A 14,165-nucleotide genomic window follows, 5' to 3' on the forward strand; every position below is an offset into this window, starting at 1 on the left:
GGCCGTTCCGATTCATGATCGATACCGGAGCGCAGGCAACCGTCTTGTCGACGATCCTCGCCGACCAACTGGAGCTCAACAACCGGCAGAACGCCATACTCGTGGGAATGGCCGGTCGCCAGGCGATCCAGACAACCGAGATTCCGAGGTTCGAGCTTGGCCGGCGCCGCTTCAGCATCCTGACCGCTGCCCTAGTGGATCGCGACAATATCGGCGGCGCGGACGGCATCCTTGGACTGGACAGCCTGCAGGGCCAGCGCGTGCTCCTCGACTTTGTCGATCAGAGCATCGCCGTGGTCGATCCGGAAGACGTCACCCGCAAGTCCGGCTACGACATCATCGTCAAGGCGCGCGAAAAACTCGGCCAGCTCATCATTGCCGACGCTCGCGTGAATGGCGTCCCGACTGCCGTAATCGTCGATACCGGTGCGCAGGTCTCGGTAGGCAACCTGGCGCTGCTTGATCGGCTGCGCCGCGGCCGCCATCTCGGCACGACCGAGATGACCGACATCAACGGCCTCCAGATGAGCGGAGTGGTACGCGAAGGTGAAATGCTCGAACTGGGTGATGTGCAGATGCGCAACTTCCCGATCATGTTCGCCGATTCGCCGCCGTTCCACGCGCTCGGCCTCTCTGAAAAGCCAGCACTGGTGCTTGGCATGCAGCAACTCAAGGCCTTCCGCCGGGTAGCGATCGACTTCGAAAAGCGGCGTGTCATGTTCGACCTGCCCCGCTCGGTGCGTGCGTCGGATATCAGCAGGTACTCCTTCGGCGCGTTTTGACCTCGCACATCCCGCGCCATTGCCAACGGCGCCCTGAGCGCCCACTTGCCATGGCATGAGCGGAACGGCGGGCGAAGAACGGGAACTGCAGAAGAAGGCCGACCCGGCGGACTGGGCTACCATTCGCCGGTTCCTGCCCTATCTGTGGCCCAATGGGCGGCCCGACCTGCGGGGCCGGATCCTCCTCGCCGCGCTGTTCGTTCTGCTGGCCAAGATCGTCGTGCTCACCCTGCCGTTCGCCTATGCGCGCGCGGTCGATACCATGGCCGCCGAAGGCGATCCCAAAGTCGCGGCCGCGATGGCGGTGGTGATTGCCTATGCCGCGGGACGCTTCGCCACCGTCGCTTTCGACAACGTTCGCAACATCATCTTCGAGAGGGTCGGGCAGGATGCCGTCCGCCATCTGACCGAGGACGTCTTCGCCCGCCTCCACCGGCTGTCGCTGCGCTTCCATCTCTCGCGCCGTACGGGCGAGGTGACCAAGGTCGTCGAACGCGGGACCAAGTCGATCAACTCGATGATCTACTTCCTTCTGTTCAACATCATGCCGACGATCGTCGAGCTCTTCGTCGTAGCGATCATCTTCTACACCAAGTTCGGCTGGGAGATGGTCATCGCGACGGCGGTGACGGTGACGCTGTATATCTGGATGACCCGGGCGATCACCGAATGGCGCACCAAGCTGCGCGCGCAGATGAACGAGCTCGATGGGACGGCTCTGGCGCGCGCGGTCGATTCGTTGCTCAACTTCGAGACGGTGAAGTACTTCGGCGCCGAACATCGCGAGCAGGAACGCTACGGTTCGGCTGCCCGAGCCTATGCCGCGGCGGCGACGAAGTCGGAAAACTCGCTCGCCTTGCTCAACATCGCCCAGGCAACGGTGATGAACGTGATGATGGGCGGGGCAATGGCCTTCACCGTCTGGGGCTGGAGCCGGGGCAAGCTGACGCCGGGCGACCTGGTGCTGATCAATACCTACCTGATGCAACTGTTTCGCCCGCTCGACATGCTCGGCTGGGTCTACCGCACGATCCGCCAGGGGCTGATCGACATGGCGCAGATGTTCCGGCTGATCGACACGGAAATCGAGGTGAAAGACGCGCCCGGGGCTCCGGCGCTGGTCGTCAACCGGCCCACCGTGGTGTTCGACGACGTGGTGTTCGGTTACGATCGTGACCGAGAGATTCTGCACGGGCTGAGCTTCGAAGTGCCGGCGGGCGGGCACGTCGCCATCGTCGGCCCCTCAGGCGCCGGCAAGTCGACCATCGGGCGGCTGCTGTTTCGCTTCTACGACCCGTGGAGCGGGCGCATCCTGATCGACGGGCAGGACATCGCCAAGGTGACGCAGGAATCACTGCGGAAACAGATCGGCATCGTCCCTCAGGATTCGGTGCTGTTCAACGAGACAATCGGCTACAACATCGCCTACGGACGCGACGACGCCGGGCAGGACGATGTGATCGCCGCTGCGCGCGACGCCGCGATCCTGCGATTCATCGAAAAGCTGCCCAAGGGCTTCGACACCGAAGTCGGCGAGCGCGGCCTCAAGCTGTCGGGCGGCGAGAAGCAGCGCGTCGCCATCGCCCGCACGCTGCTCAAGAACCCGCCGATCCTGCTGCTCGATGAAGCGACCAGCGCGCTCGATACGCGCACCGAGCAGGACATCCTGACCACGCTGCGCCGCGTTTCACGGCACCGCACCAGCCTGTCCATCGCCCACCGTCTGTCGACGATTGCCGACAGCGATTTGATCTATGTCATGCACGAAGGCCGTTTGGCGGAGCAAGGTAGCCATACCGAGTTGCTGCGAAAAGATGGTCTCTATGCCGAGATGTGGGCACGCCAGGCACACGAGCAGGAAGCGCTGGAGGAGGCTGCGGAGTAGGGGTGTAACGATGGGTCGCGCGACCGTTACGGTAAATCGCTTGCACGCGGCATTGTGGCGGAACAGCACCACGGCGAAACGTCAAAACAAGCCGAGGATGTTCCGATGAAAGTAGTCGCCCTGCTCCCTGCCCTGGCCCTGGTCGCCGCCTGCTCGCAAGGCGCCAGGGAGGAAGACCAGCTGACCGTACACGATGTCATGGTCGAACAGATCGACGGCAATGCCGACCCGATCTGGGAAATTACCAACACGGCACTCGATGATACCGCGGCGATCGATCCGGCGAGAATGACAGACGAACAGTGGGCCGAAGTCGAAAAGCGTGCCCTCGGCGTGAAGGCCGGCGCCGCGACGCTCGCGGCAATGCAGAAGCTGGTGGTGATCAAGGCAGGCGAGAAAATTTCCGATCAGGACGTCGAAGGTGGTTCGTCTCCCGAAAAGGTCCAGGGTCATCTGGACGCCGCGCCGGACGACTTCCGCCAGTTCGCCGGCGTGCTCGAAGCGCACATGGGAGATCTCGCCACGGCCGCAAGGAATCACGACGCCGCCGCCGCAACGCCGCTGGTCGACCAGCTCGACGGCGTTTGCGAGAGCTGCCACCTCGAATTCTGGTATCCTGAGCAGAAGGCGGTGGTCGAATCGATCCGCCAGAAGAACGGCGACGATCCTACAACCTGACCTGGGCAACGAAGTGGAAGGGGACGACATGAAGAGAGTGCAGATTGCCGTGGCCGGGAGCCTCGCGTTGGCGACCCTAGTCGTCTGCCAGGCGTTCCCCCCCTTCTCGGCTTTAGCGGAAGTGACGCCGCTCGACGTGCGCAAGGCCATGATCGACAGCGTCAATCCGGCGGCCCTTCAGATCTGGGATGTGGGCAACAACGCGGTAGACGACGATGGACTGCCCGATACATCGAAACTCGACGCCGCAACGCTCAACAGCCTGAAGGACGGCGCAACCCTGCTCAGCGAGGCGGCGCGGCGGCTTTCGCATGCAGGCCAGTTGCGCGCATCCGGCCCGGACCTTGTCGGCGGCAAGGTCCCCGAAGGCGTGGCCACTCGCGAGCAGATTCAGGCCGCCATCGACGCCAACCCGGACGGGTTTCGCGCCTTTGCCGCAGCCATGGGCGACGAAGCCGATGGCATCGTCAAGGCGATAGAAGCCGGCGACAGCGCACAGGTGGCCGAGCTTCTTGTGTCATTCGACGGCGCCTGCCAGTCGTGCCACGAGAGGTATTGGTACGTGTCGCAGTAAGCTTGCCGCGTTCGGGGGTGGCGATGGGCGCATTTCGCTGGATCGAAAACACACCGCCATCGGTCTTCGTGCGCGAGGATTTCTACGCCTACTTCGTGCTGCTGATCTTCCATGCCTGGGGCATGGCGATGCTGGTCGGCGGCGGACTCGTCGTCTCGCTGCGCCTGATGGGTGTGGCCAGCGGCGCCCGGTTGGAGAGGTTCGCGGTCTTCTTCCCATGGATGAAAGTGGGAACCGTGATGGCGATCCTATCGGGCATCGGATTGCTGCTCGGTTATCCGGCGAAGGCGCTGACCAACTGGGTCTTCGCGCTCAAGTTCGCCTGCTTCATCGCCGCCGCGCTCACCATGCGGCATGCCGCGTACGCTTATTTTCCGTTGGCGGCGAGCGGCAAGGTCGTGCCCGCGGGATCGCGCGGCGTCGGCGCGGCGGCGTTCTTGCTGTGGATCGGCGGCGTCGCCTGCGGCAAGCTGCTGCTCTACACCAACACCGTACTCATGGTGTCCGATGGTTGAGCCTTTGAAAGACCCGGTGTTCGACCCGGTCGGCATCGTCACCTGGGCGATCGACACCGGCATTTTCGACATCATGTATTCGCAGTGGGGCTGGCCAATTGTTGAGATCGCCCACTTCACCGGGCTGTGCCTGCTGGTAGGCACGGTCGGTGCATTCGATCTCAGAATGATTGGTGCCGTGAAGGGGATTTCTCTGCCCGGTTTGCACCGGCTGGTACCGTTCGGTGTCGTTGGCTTCTGTCTGAGCGTCACGAGCGGCCTGATGTTCGTCACCAGTGCGCCCGATCAGTACCTCTACAACCCGGCATTCCAGATCAAGATGCTGCTGCTGGCGATCGCCGGGGCCAACATGGCGCTGTTCTACCTCACCACGACGCGCGGCCTACGCAACTTGCCCGCGGATGTCATGCCGCCGCCAGCAGCGCGGGTCTTCGCCGGGGTTTCGCTGGCGGCGTGGTTCGGTGTCATCGCCTGCGGACGCGTCATCACCGCGTTCCGCCCGCCGGCCTGGGAGTGGTGCGTCTGGTGCAGCTGAGCGTCGTCAGCCGGGAAAACGGTCGAACTTGGGCAACTCGTCGAGCCCAGCCTCCCATGGCAGGGTATCGGCCATGTTGACGTGCAATTGCGGTGCATGCGGCGCCGGATCGTCGAGCGTAACGGTCAGGATGTCGACGACGCCCGGCATCATCGCCTCGTTGAAGTAGAACAGGCTGGTCCCGCAGGTGCCGCAGAATTGCCGTTCGACGCCCTCGGACGAGCTGTAGGATCGCGGCTCGCCTTCGACCCGCAGACCCTCACTTGCATATCCGAGCCAGGCGGTTGTCAGTCCACCCGTCGTGCGACGGCAGGTTTCGCAATGGCAGATTGCGCTGTGCTTGCGTTCGCCGTTGATCGAATAGCGGATCGCTCCGCAATGGCATCGTCCAGTCGGCACGGTTCATCCTCCGATTCGCATGGTCGGAACATAACACGAACGAAAGTCGGCAGCTAGAGGATGTACTTGCTGAGGTCGCTGTCACCGGCGAGGTCGGCGAGACGTTCGCGGACGTAGGCGGCATCGACCGAAACGGTCTCGCCCTTCCTGTCTTCGGCCTCGTAGCTGAGTTCCTCGAGCAGCTTTTCCATCACCGTCTGCAGGCGGCGAGCTCCGATGTTCTCGACGCTCTCGTTAACCTGCGCAGCGATTTTCGCGACCTCCTGCACGGCATCGTCCGAGACTTCGAGCGTCACCTCCTCGGTGCCGAGCAGGGCGCGGTACTGTTCGACCAGGTTGGCCTTGGTCTCGCTGAGGATGCGAACGAAGTCCTCTTCGGTCAGACTGCGCAGTTCGACACGGATCGGCAGGCGGCCCTGCAATTCGGGCAGCATGTCGCTCGGCTTAGCGACGTGGAACGCGCCGCTGGCGATGAACAACACGTGGTCGGTCTTCATCGGCCCGTACTTGGTCGCAACCGTGGTGCCCTCGATCAGCGGCAGCAGGTCGCGCTGCACGCCCTCGCGGCTGACCGAACCGCCGCGCACATCGCTGACCGCGATCTTGTCGATCTCGTCGAGGAAGACGATGCCGTTGGTCTCCGCGTTCTGCAGCGCGACGCGGGCGACGTCGTCCTGGTCCATGCGCCGCTCGGCCTCCTCGTCGACCAGCTTGTCCCAGGCGTCGGGCACCTTGAGCTTGCGCCGCTTGCGGTTCTGCCTGCCGAACGCCTTGCCCATCACCTGGGTCAGGTCGATCATGCTCGCCCCGCCCATGCCGGGGATGTCCATCATCGGACTGGCGGGAGCGTCCTCGACTTCGACCTCGACCTCGACGTCGTTCATCGCGTTCTGGACGATGCGCTGGCGGAAGCTCTCGCGAGTCGCCTCGCTGGCGTTGTCGCCTACCAGCGCGGTGAGCAGCCGGTCCATCGCCGCCTTGCTGGCGGTTTCGCGCACGGCCTCGCGGCGGCGGTCCTTCTCGAGCCGGATCGCCTCTTCGACGAGGTCGCGGGCGATCTGCTCGACATCGCGACCGACGTATCCAACTTCGGTGAACTTGGTCGCCTCGACCTTTACGAAGGGAGCTTCGGCGAGCTTCGCCAGGCGGCGGCTGATCTCGGTCTTGCCGCAGCCGGTCGGGCCGATCATCAGGATGTTCTTCGGCGTTACCTCGTCGCGCAAGGCATCGGGCAGGCGCTGGCGGCGCCAGCGGTTGCGCAGCGCCACGGCGACTGCGCGCTTGGCGTCCTTCTGTCCGATGATGTGCTCATCAAGAGCTGCAACGATGGCTTTGGGTGTCAGATTTTCGATGGATTGTCCCGTCATGCGCCGCCAATTGGGGTGCGCGGGGCCAGCGTTCAAGACTTGCAGGTACTGGGGACGAGCGCCTTGTGCCGCTGGATGATGCGCGCGATTCCTTCCGGCGTGGTGACAGGATCGCCGACACCGGTCTCGAAGGTACCGCCAAGCACGATCCCGTCAGCGCGAGGGAACATGTAAGCAGAGCCGATCGAGTAAGCGTATTGCACCTCAGGCTGCGGGATGAGGATGGCGAGCTGCCCACGTTTGGGCACCATGCCTTCGTCGCCGAACAGGTCCCTTGCGCCGAGGCCCGTGCAGTTGAACACGACGCTTTCCGGCAGGCCGGCGACCTCTGAGGGAGTTTCGAAACGGCGGATGACGAACCTGCCGCCTGCGCGCAGGAAATCGGCGGTCAGCTGGCGAAGGTAGCGCCCGGTCTCGACGTACATGGTGAAGTAGCGGCGGATGCGCTGGGTGTGGAACGGGTTGGCCGAGTCTTCCAGAATTTCCGCGCCCGGCTGGTAGGGATCGAAGGTGCCGCCGCCCGCGCCCTCGTAGGTCGGCAGCCAGCGAATGCCGTAGTCGTCCCCGACCATGAGCTGGAAGCGCCGCCAGCTGTAGTCCATCGCGGCAATGAACTGCGCCATCCATGCGTCGTCGACCGCATCGGGCTCATAGAGGCTGGCCGGGAAGATCTGCCCACCCGCGATGTTCGAGGTGGTGTGAGGCGGCAGGTTCTCGGTGTAGATCGTCACCGCGTAGCCGCGCTCCTGCGCCATCAAGGCGGTCGACAGGCCCATCACACCGGCTCCGAGTACCGCAACGGGTCCGGACGCCGCGGCAAGGCCAAGCCCGGTGGCAAGACGCGACGAACCCCAGCTAAGGGTGATTCCCGCGCCCCCATGGCCGTAGTTGTGCACCAGCCGCTTGCTACCGAGATTCTCAGCCCGGACGACAAAGCCTGACTCGCGATAAGGTCGTAGGCCGGCCACGGTGCGAATGATGCGGTTCTCGGCCACCAGTACCGGCGGAAGACAGGCGCCGTGCGCTGCTTCAGTTGTTGTCGCGACCGGGCGCTCCGGCAGCGTGGCGCAGCCGGCCAGCAGCGCGGCCGAAGTGGAGGAAGCAAGGAAGCCGCGCCGGTCCATCGCGCGGCAAGCTAGATCAAACGGTTTCCACCGTCACCCGGTCGTTGGTGAAGACGCAAACCTCGGCCGCAACTTCCATTGCCCGGCGGGCGATCTTCTCGGCGTCGTCTTCGTAGGGATCGAGAGCGCGCGCCGCACTGAGCGCATAGTTGCCGCCCGAACCGATCGCGGCAATCCCGCCTTCGGGTTCGAGCACGTCGCCGTTGCCGGTGAGCACCAGCATGGTCTCCTTGTCGGCGACGATCATCAGCGCCTCGAGGTTGCGCAGGTACTTGTCGGTGCGCCAGTCCTTGGCCAGTTCGACCGCGGCCCGCACGAGCTGGCCCGAATACTGCTCGAGCTTCTTCTCGAGCCTTTCGAACAGGGTGAAGGCATCGGCAGTCGCGCCGGCGAAACCTGCCACGACCGTCTCGCCCTTCCCGATGCGTCGCACCTTGCGGGCGTTGGGCTTCATCACCGTGTTGCCCATCGAGACCTGGCCGTCGCCGGCGATCACGGTCTTGCCGCCCTTCGACACGCCGATGATTGTCGTGCCGTGCCAGCGCGGTCCTGTATGGCTGTCAGATTGTCCGTCCATGCCGCGCGATATGGGGCGCGGGCGAAACGGCTTCAAGCAGGAAGAGCGTGGTGGCCTACTGGCCGCCACCGGCCCCGGGAGCACCCGCACCGACCTGGCCGATATTGCCGAACAGATCCTGCAGGAAGCTGCGCTCACGGCCCAGCGTCGGCGTCTCGTCGCCTTCCGGATCGATCCGCACGATCGCATCCAAGCCGGAACGATCGGCAGTGATCACGTTACCCGCATCGTCGAAGGACACCGCGAGCACGGTGTGCTGCTTGAACTTCGCATCGCCGAACGGTTTCTGTGCACTGAGGCTGGAAACGTAGTACCACGTCGGCGCGCCGAACATGCTGGTGAAGCTCGGCCGGCCAAGCGTCGCTTCGACCGACTGGCGGTTGTCGATTCCGGGATGCACCGCCTGCAGCAGCGTTTCGTCGACAATGTAGCCGCGATGCTCGTTGATGGTCGTGCAGCCGGCCGTCAACGTCAGCGCCCCCAGCATTGCCGCCGTGCTAAGCTTTCCCGTCATGAGCGAAACGATCTCCGAACCTTCCCGCGCACATTGCCAGCATGGCCTGTGCGACTATATCGGCGCTGGCCTTAGGGGCTGGCGCGCCGCTGTGCAACGCCGCGCTTCGCCCTGAGGCGTTGAACCGCCGCTGAATGGACAGTTACCCACCGATGAGCCTGCTCGACCGCCTGTTCGCCGCCCGCGACCCCCGCGATGCGCTGCGCCCGCTGTGGTACAGCACCGTCGCCGCCTCGCGCGAACCCGAGTGGTACGCCGAGTGCGGCGTTGCGGACAGTGTTGCCGGCCGCTTCGACATGATTGCCACCGTGCTTTCGCTCGTCCTGTTGCGGCTCGAGGCGGCAGGGAAGACCGGCGAAACCGCCCTGCTGACCGAACTCTTCGTCGAGGACATGGACGGCCAACTGCGTGAAAGCGGCGTCGGGGATCTCGTCGTCGGCAAGAAGGTCGGGCGCCTGATGGAAGCGCTCGGCGGCCGGCTCGGCGCCTACCGTGCTGCGCTGGCCGATAGCGATGACACGGTGCTGCAGGAAACCCTGCGCCGCAACGTTACCCTCAACGAAGGCGCTGAACCGGGACCGCTCGCCGAACGACTGCGCGCACTGGCCGCAAGGCTCGATGCCACTGCCCCCGAAGATCTCGTCGCAGGACGGATCGAGCGATGAGCGGCGCGGAATTTCCTCGTCCGGTTGACCGCCGTCACCTTCCGGCCGGCCGGCTCCATCTCGAAGCCAACGAGGCTGAGCGCGCGGCACTGTCCGAACGCTTCGGCCTCGTATCGATCGAACGCCTGGTGGCGGACATCGCCCTGACTGCCGAAGGCGATGGGATCGACGCCGACGGCAAGCTCGAAGCGGCCATCGTCCAGAGCTGCGCCGTTACCGGCGACGACCTGCCCGTGATAATCAACGAAACCGTGACCTTGCGCTTCGTTCCCGAAACGCAAGCCAATGCCGACAAGGGAGAGGAGATCGAGCTCGAAGAGGACGAGCTCGACGAGATCGAATTCAGCGGAAACGTCTTCGATCTCGGAGAAGCCGTCGCGCAGAGCCTCGCGCTGGCGATCGATCCCTATGCCACCGGACCCGATGCCGACAGCGTGCGCGAGGAAGTGGGGCTGGACGACGAGCCCGCGCAAGGCGCGCTCGCCGCCGCACTATCGGCGCTCAAGAAGGACTCTTAGAACGGGATATCGTCGTCGAGGTCGTCGCCCATGTTCGACCCGTCGCCGGAACCCCAGTCGCCGCCGCTGCTACCACCGCCGCGGCTGCTGCCGCCCGACGATCCGCCGCCCGAACCCCAGTCGCCACCGCCGCGGCTGCCGCCGCCACTACCGCCGCCGCCCTGGCCTCCGCCGGGGCCGTCGAGCATAGTCAGCGTGCCGTTCATGCCGCGCAGCACGACTTCGGTGGTGTAGCGGTCCTGGCCGGAGTTATCCTGCCACTTGCGGGTTTGCAGCGAGCCTTCGATGTAGACCTTGCTGCCCTTGCGCAGGAAGCGCTCGACCACACCGACGAGGCCTTCCGAAAAGATCGCCACGTTGTGCCACTCGGTCCGCTCCTGCCGTTCGCCGGTGTTGCGGTCCTTCCACGTCTCGCTGGTGGCGATGCGCAGGTTCGCAACCTTGCCACCGTTCTGGAAGCTGCGGATTTCCGGGTCTGCGCCAAGGTTTCCGATGAGCATTACCTTGTTGAGTGACCCGGCCATTCCGCAATTCCTTCGCTAAAGTCCCAGCGCTACCGCGCTCCAGTAGGTGATTCCCGCGAAGATGTAGGCCCCAGCCGGCCTGTGCGGCAACCGGCTAGTACCGGGTTTTGCCCGATGGGGAGCTAAAGGCCCGCAGCCACGGCAAGCCAGTAGGTCAGGCCGGCGAAAACGTAAGCCAAGCCAAAGAGGTATACCAACATGAACAAGGGCCATTTCCACCCATTCGTCTCGCGCCGGGCGACGGCGATAGTCGAAAGGCACTGGGGCGCGAAAACGAACCAGGCGAGGAAGGCGAGCGCGGTCGGCAGGGTCCAGCCGGCGCGCAGCTTGGGGATCAAGCCCTGCGCCGCGGCGTCGTCATCATCGGCGTCGACAGCGTAAGTCGTGGCCAGCGCGGAAACCGCAACTTCGCGCGCCGCCATCGCCGGGATCAGCGCCAGCGAGATCTCCTTGTTGAAGCCGATCGGCTCGACGATGACGTGGAGGCCACTAGCGATCTTGCCGGCGAAGCTTGCCTCTATCTGGCTCTCCCCCGGCGCGGCACGCGGGAAGCTGAGCAGCAGCCACAGCACGACCGTGGCGGTGAAGATGATCGTCCCGGCGCGGCGCAGGAAGATCCATGCGCGCTGCCACAGCCCGAGCAGCACGTCGCGCAGCGGCGGCCACTGGTACTTGGGCAGTTCCATGATGAAGCCCGAAGCATCGCCGCGCGTCACCGTGCGGCGCAGCACCAGCGCGGCGCAAAACGCCCCAACGATGCCGGCCACATAAAGCCCGAACAGGATCAGCCCCTGCAACCCGATTCCCGGGCCGACCGATCTTTCAGGAATGAAGGCGGAAATTATCACGGCATAGACCGGCAGCCGCGCCGAACAGGTCATCAGCGGGGCGACGAGGATCGTGGTCAGCCGGTCCTTCGGATCGGCGATGGCACGCGTCGCCATGATGCCGGGAATGGCGCACGCGAAGCTGGAGAGCAGCGGGATGAAGCTGCGGCCGGACAGCCCGACAAGGGCCATGAGCCGGTCCATGATGAAGGCCGCACGGGCCATGTACCCTGACTGCTCCATCACGAGGATGAAGGCGAACAGGGTGATGATCTGCGGCAGGAAGACCACGACCGAACCGACGCCGGTGAGAATCCCGTCGGTCAGCAGGTCGCGTAGCACGCCCGCCGGCAGGTTCGCCTTGGCGGCCGCGATCAGCGCGGTGATGCCTGCATCTATGCCATCGGCAAACGGTGTCGCCCAGGCGAAGACGGCCTGAAAGATCACGAACAACAGGCCGAACAGGATCAGCGGGCCCAACCACGGGTGCAGCAGAAGCTTGTCGAGGCGCGCATGCAGGCGATGTTGAGCGGTTTCCGAAAGGATAGCGCCTTTGGCGATGTTCTGCGCCGCCAGCCGCCGCTCGGGCAAGGTCAGGTGCGGGCGGCGGTGGGCATGCTCATCGGCCTTGGCCACGGCCTCGGCATTGCCGATCGCGGCGATCAGTTCACTGATGCCCTTGCGGCGCACGGCGATTGTCGGGACGACCGGCACACCCAGCGATTCCGAAAGGGCCTGCGGGTCAAGTACGAGCCCGTCACGCTCGGCGAGGTCTACCATGTTGAGCGCGATGACCACCGGATGACCGAGTTCGATCAGCTCCTGCGCGAACACCAGGTGCTGCTCCAGATTGGCCGCATCGAGAACGATGACCAGCACTTCGGGCCGCGCCTCGCCGGCGAACTCGCCGAGCACGACGCGACGGGTGACTTCCTCATCGGGACTGCTGGCATCGAGCGCGTAGGAGCCGGGCAGGTCGAACAGTTCGAGCGGTTCCCCGCTCGGCAAAGTCATGCGGCCGGATTTCCGTTCGACGGTCACGCCGGGGTAGTTGGCGATCTTCTGCCGCGCACCGGTCAGGACGTTGAACAGCGCGCTCTTGCCGCAGTTCGGGTTGCCGACGAGTGCCGCAGTCCTGAGACGGGTCATACGCTCAGGCCTCTTGCACCTGGATTGCGAGGGCGTGGGCTCGCCGTACCGCCAGCGTCATCCGGCCGACCAGCAGGGCGATCGGGTCGCGCCCGCCGAACACCCCGCGATGGGCGATAGCGACATGGGCTCCGACGTCGATGCCGAGCGCGCGCAACCGCTTGGCTTCCTCGGGCGCAAGCGCGGCCCAGTCGATGCCGGTAATCGTCGCCCGGCGGCGCGCGGGAAGCTGGTCGAGCGTCATCGTCCGCCCGGTGGCAGAACCGCACGCTTTTTGCAACTGGTTCTCATTAGAACTTACCGCGCTGGATAGCGAAGCCGGCCGAGGAATCGCATGACGTCGAAATGCTCGCGGTCGCGCAGCAGCCGCGCCTTGGCCTTCTCGAACTTCATTACCCCTTCGATCCGCCGGTCGAGAAAGGCGCGAGTCTCGGCCTTCCCCTCGCTCTCGTCGCCGACGAACACCGCCAGCGTGGCGGCGTAGATCGAGGCGAGGATCGCGCGCTTGGTGTAATGGTTGTAGTCGGTCGCCGTATCGCCGGCGAGCCGCCACATGGCATCGGCGCTCGACCAGCCAAGCTTTGCGCTGCGCGCCAGGTTCTGCGGCATGGCCTCGATCGCCAGCGCGCGGCGCAGCGCCTCCTCGAGCCCGCCAACGCTTTCCAGCCGGAACCAGACAAGCGCCCGAATCCGCTCGCGGATCGGCATCTGCGCGAGAATGTCGGGAGCAAAGGCTTCGGCCATGCGGGCATCGATCCAGCCGATCCACGCCGCGATCATATCCATCGGTCCGCCGGGATAGGCGAGCCGCGCCACGGCGGGGTCGACCCCGACCTCGCTCGCCGCCGAAACCAGCGCGGCATCACTCCAACCATCGAAAATCGCCGCTGCCGCGACGCGCGGCGCGAGGTCGATGCGCAGTTCCTCGAGCGTGAGATCGGCAGCGTCGGACACGGTCAGAACGAGGGCCCGTAGACCTTGGCAGGCTTTTCCAGTTCGTCGCCGGACTTCGCCAGCCGGTCGATCTCGTTCAGCAAGATATTGTTGCCGCCGTCGAGTGCCGCATAGTCGCGCGCCGAACGGCCCGAATTGTCGATCCGATTCGGATCGGCCCCGGCCCGCAGCAGCACGCGCAGCAGGGCGATGTCGCGCCGGTGCACGGCCGACATCAGCGGCGTTTCACCGGTGCTGTTGGCCACGTCAACCCGCGCGCCCTTCCGCGCCAGCAACTGCACGCCCTCGACATAACCCATCTGCGCGGCAAGCATCAGCGGGGTGACCCCCTGCTTGTCCGCAATGTTCGGGTTGGCATTGAGGCCGAGCAGGTAGTCCGTCCACGCCAAGTCGCGTCGTTCGATGGTAATGTGCAGGCCCGTATGGCCCTTCGCCAGGTCGCGAGAATCGATGATCGTCTGGTTCTTGTTGAACAGGTTGATGACCGCGTCGCGGTCCTTCTTCTCGACCGCTTGCAGGAACTTATAGCCGTCCGAATAGAGCTGGGCCGTTGCCGGCGCCGCCACCAGCGCAAACCC

18 protein-coding genes (1 of these 18 only partly in view) are annotated in these 14,165 nt (G+C 64.9%); 8 read left to right on the forward strand and 10 right to left on the reverse strand.

What is annotated here, in order from left to right; translation table 11 throughout:
* The 6 genes from GRI89_RS02925 to GRI89_RS02950 form a co-directional block, all read left to right on the forward strand.
* Nucleotides 1-782, forward strand: partial view of an aspartyl protease family protein gene (locus GRI89_RS02925; RefSeq protein WP_159792025.1) — the 3' portion only. The gene continues 208 nt to the left of window position 1, outside the view; only the last 782 of its 990 coding nucleotides appear in the window; its start codon lies beyond the left edge, outside the window; its stop codon occupies nt 780-782.
* Nucleotides 783-837: 55 nt separating this feature from the next.
* A complete protein-coding gene (locus GRI89_RS02930; RefSeq protein WP_159792027.1) occupies nt 838-2,667 on the forward strand; it encodes an ABCB family ABC transporter ATP-binding protein/permease in 1,830 nt (609 codons plus the stop codon).
* Between the two features lie 105 nt (nt 2,668-2,772).
* Nucleotides 2,773-3,345 carry a cytochrome c gene (locus GRI89_RS02935; RefSeq protein ID WP_159792029.1) on the forward strand — a complete coding sequence of 191 codons (573 nt, stop codon included), beginning with the start codon at nt 2,773-2,775 and terminating at the stop codon, nt 3,343-3,345.
* Between the two features lie 13 nt (nt 3,346-3,358).
* Nucleotides 3,359-3,919, forward strand: a complete 561-nt coding sequence (locus tag GRI89_RS02940; protein WP_159792031.1) for a cytochrome c — start codon at nt 3,359-3,361, stop codon at nt 3,917-3,919.
* A gap of 2 nt (nt 3,920-3,921) precedes the next feature.
* Nucleotides 3,922-4,434 carry a hypothetical protein gene (locus tag GRI89_RS02945; RefSeq protein WP_159792033.1) on the forward strand — a complete coding sequence of 171 codons (513 nt, stop codon included), beginning with the start codon at nt 3,922-3,924 and terminating at the stop codon, nt 4,432-4,434.
* Nucleotides 4,427-4,969, forward strand: a complete 543-nt coding sequence (locus GRI89_RS02950) for a hypothetical protein (RefSeq protein ID WP_159792035.1) — start codon at nt 4,427-4,429, stop codon at nt 4,967-4,969. The genes GRI89_RS02945 and GRI89_RS02950 overlap by 8 nt, the downstream gene beginning before the upstream one ends.
* A 6-nt stretch (nt 4,970-4,975) precedes the next feature.
* On the opposite strand, the gene GRI89_RS02955 is transcribed toward GRI89_RS02950, so the two are convergent.
* From GRI89_RS02955 to GRI89_RS02975, 5 genes are read right to left on the reverse strand one after another with little or no spacing between them, the layout of a single operon-like run.
* Nucleotides 4,976-5,368 (reverse strand): GFA family protein, encoded by a 393-nt coding sequence (locus GRI89_RS02955; RefSeq protein ID WP_328598053.1) that lies wholly within the window; start codon nt 5,366-5,368, stop codon nt 4,976-4,978.
* A 53-nt stretch (nt 5,369-5,421) separates the two neighbouring features.
* The gene (gene hslU / locus GRI89_RS02960) at nt 5,422-6,735 is read right to left on the reverse strand and encodes an ATP-dependent protease ATPase subunit HslU (protein ID WP_159792037.1); all 1,314 of its coding nucleotides are present in this window, start codon (nt 6,733-6,735) and stop codon (nt 5,422-5,424) included.
* A gap of 32 nt (nt 6,736-6,767) precedes the next feature.
* Nucleotides 6,768-7,859, reverse strand: a complete 1,092-nt coding sequence (locus tag GRI89_RS02965) for an FAD-dependent oxidoreductase (protein WP_159792039.1) — start codon at nt 7,857-7,859, stop codon at nt 6,768-6,770.
* A 16-nt stretch (nt 7,860-7,875) separates the two neighbouring features.
* A complete protein-coding gene (hslV, locus tag GRI89_RS02970; RefSeq protein WP_159792041.1) occupies nt 7,876-8,436 on the reverse strand; it encodes an ATP-dependent protease subunit HslV in 561 nt (186 codons plus the stop codon).
* A gap of 55 nt (nt 8,437-8,491) precedes the next feature.
* A complete protein-coding gene (locus GRI89_RS02975; protein WP_235912743.1) occupies nt 8,492-8,950 on the reverse strand; it encodes an outer membrane protein assembly factor BamE in 459 nt (152 codons plus the stop codon).
* A gap of 134 nt (nt 8,951-9,084) precedes the next feature.
* Here GRI89_RS02975 and GRI89_RS02980 point away from each other — a divergent pair, with 134 nt between their 5' ends.
* Both GRI89_RS02980 and GRI89_RS02985 read left to right on the forward strand, forming a co-directional pair.
* Nucleotides 9,085-9,615, forward strand: coding sequence for a ubiquinol-cytochrome C chaperone family protein (locus tag GRI89_RS02980; RefSeq protein ID WP_235912745.1), 531 nt, complete (start codon nt 9,085-9,087; stop codon nt 9,613-9,615).
* Entirely contained in the window at nt 9,612-10,133 is a 522-nt protein-coding gene (locus tag GRI89_RS02985) for a YceD family protein (protein WP_159792043.1), read from the forward strand. The genes GRI89_RS02980 and GRI89_RS02985 overlap by 4 nt, the downstream gene beginning before the upstream one ends.
* Here GRI89_RS02985 and ssb read toward each other — a convergent pair.
* From ssb to GRI89_RS03010, 5 genes are all read right to left on the reverse strand, one after another.
* Nucleotides 10,130-10,657, reverse strand: coding sequence for a single-stranded DNA-binding protein (gene ssb / locus GRI89_RS02990; protein ID WP_159792045.1), 528 nt, complete (start codon nt 10,655-10,657; stop codon nt 10,130-10,132). The two genes, GRI89_RS02985 and ssb, sit on opposite strands and share 4 nt — an antisense overlap.
* A gap of 122 nt (nt 10,658-10,779) precedes the next feature.
* Nucleotides 10,780-12,633, reverse strand: a complete 1,854-nt coding sequence (gene feoB, locus GRI89_RS02995; RefSeq protein WP_159792047.1) for a ferrous iron transporter B — start codon at nt 12,631-12,633, stop codon at nt 10,780-10,782.
* Nucleotides 12,634-12,637: 4 nt separating this feature from the next.
* Nucleotides 12,638-12,877 (reverse strand): FeoA family protein, encoded by a 240-nt coding sequence (locus GRI89_RS03000; RefSeq protein ID WP_159792049.1) that lies wholly within the window; start codon nt 12,875-12,877, stop codon nt 12,638-12,640.
* A 53-nt stretch (nt 12,878-12,930) separates the two neighbouring features.
* Nucleotides 12,931-13,587, reverse strand: a complete 657-nt coding sequence (locus tag GRI89_RS03005; protein WP_328598054.1) for a COQ9 family protein — start codon at nt 13,585-13,587, stop codon at nt 12,931-12,933.
* A gap of 2 nt (nt 13,588-13,589) precedes the next feature.
* Nucleotides 13,590-14,153: an ankyrin repeat domain-containing protein gene (locus GRI89_RS03010; protein WP_328598055.1), complete on the reverse strand. Its 564-nt coding sequence runs from the start codon at nt 14,151-14,153 to the stop codon at nt 13,590-13,592.
* Nucleotides 14,154-14,165 lie beyond the last annotated feature (12 nt).

It is taken from the genome of Croceibacterium salegens (genome assembly GCF_009827435.1).
Taxonomy (GTDB): Bacteria; Pseudomonadota; Alphaproteobacteria; order Sphingomonadales; family Sphingomonadaceae; genus Croceibacterium_B; species Croceibacterium_B salegens.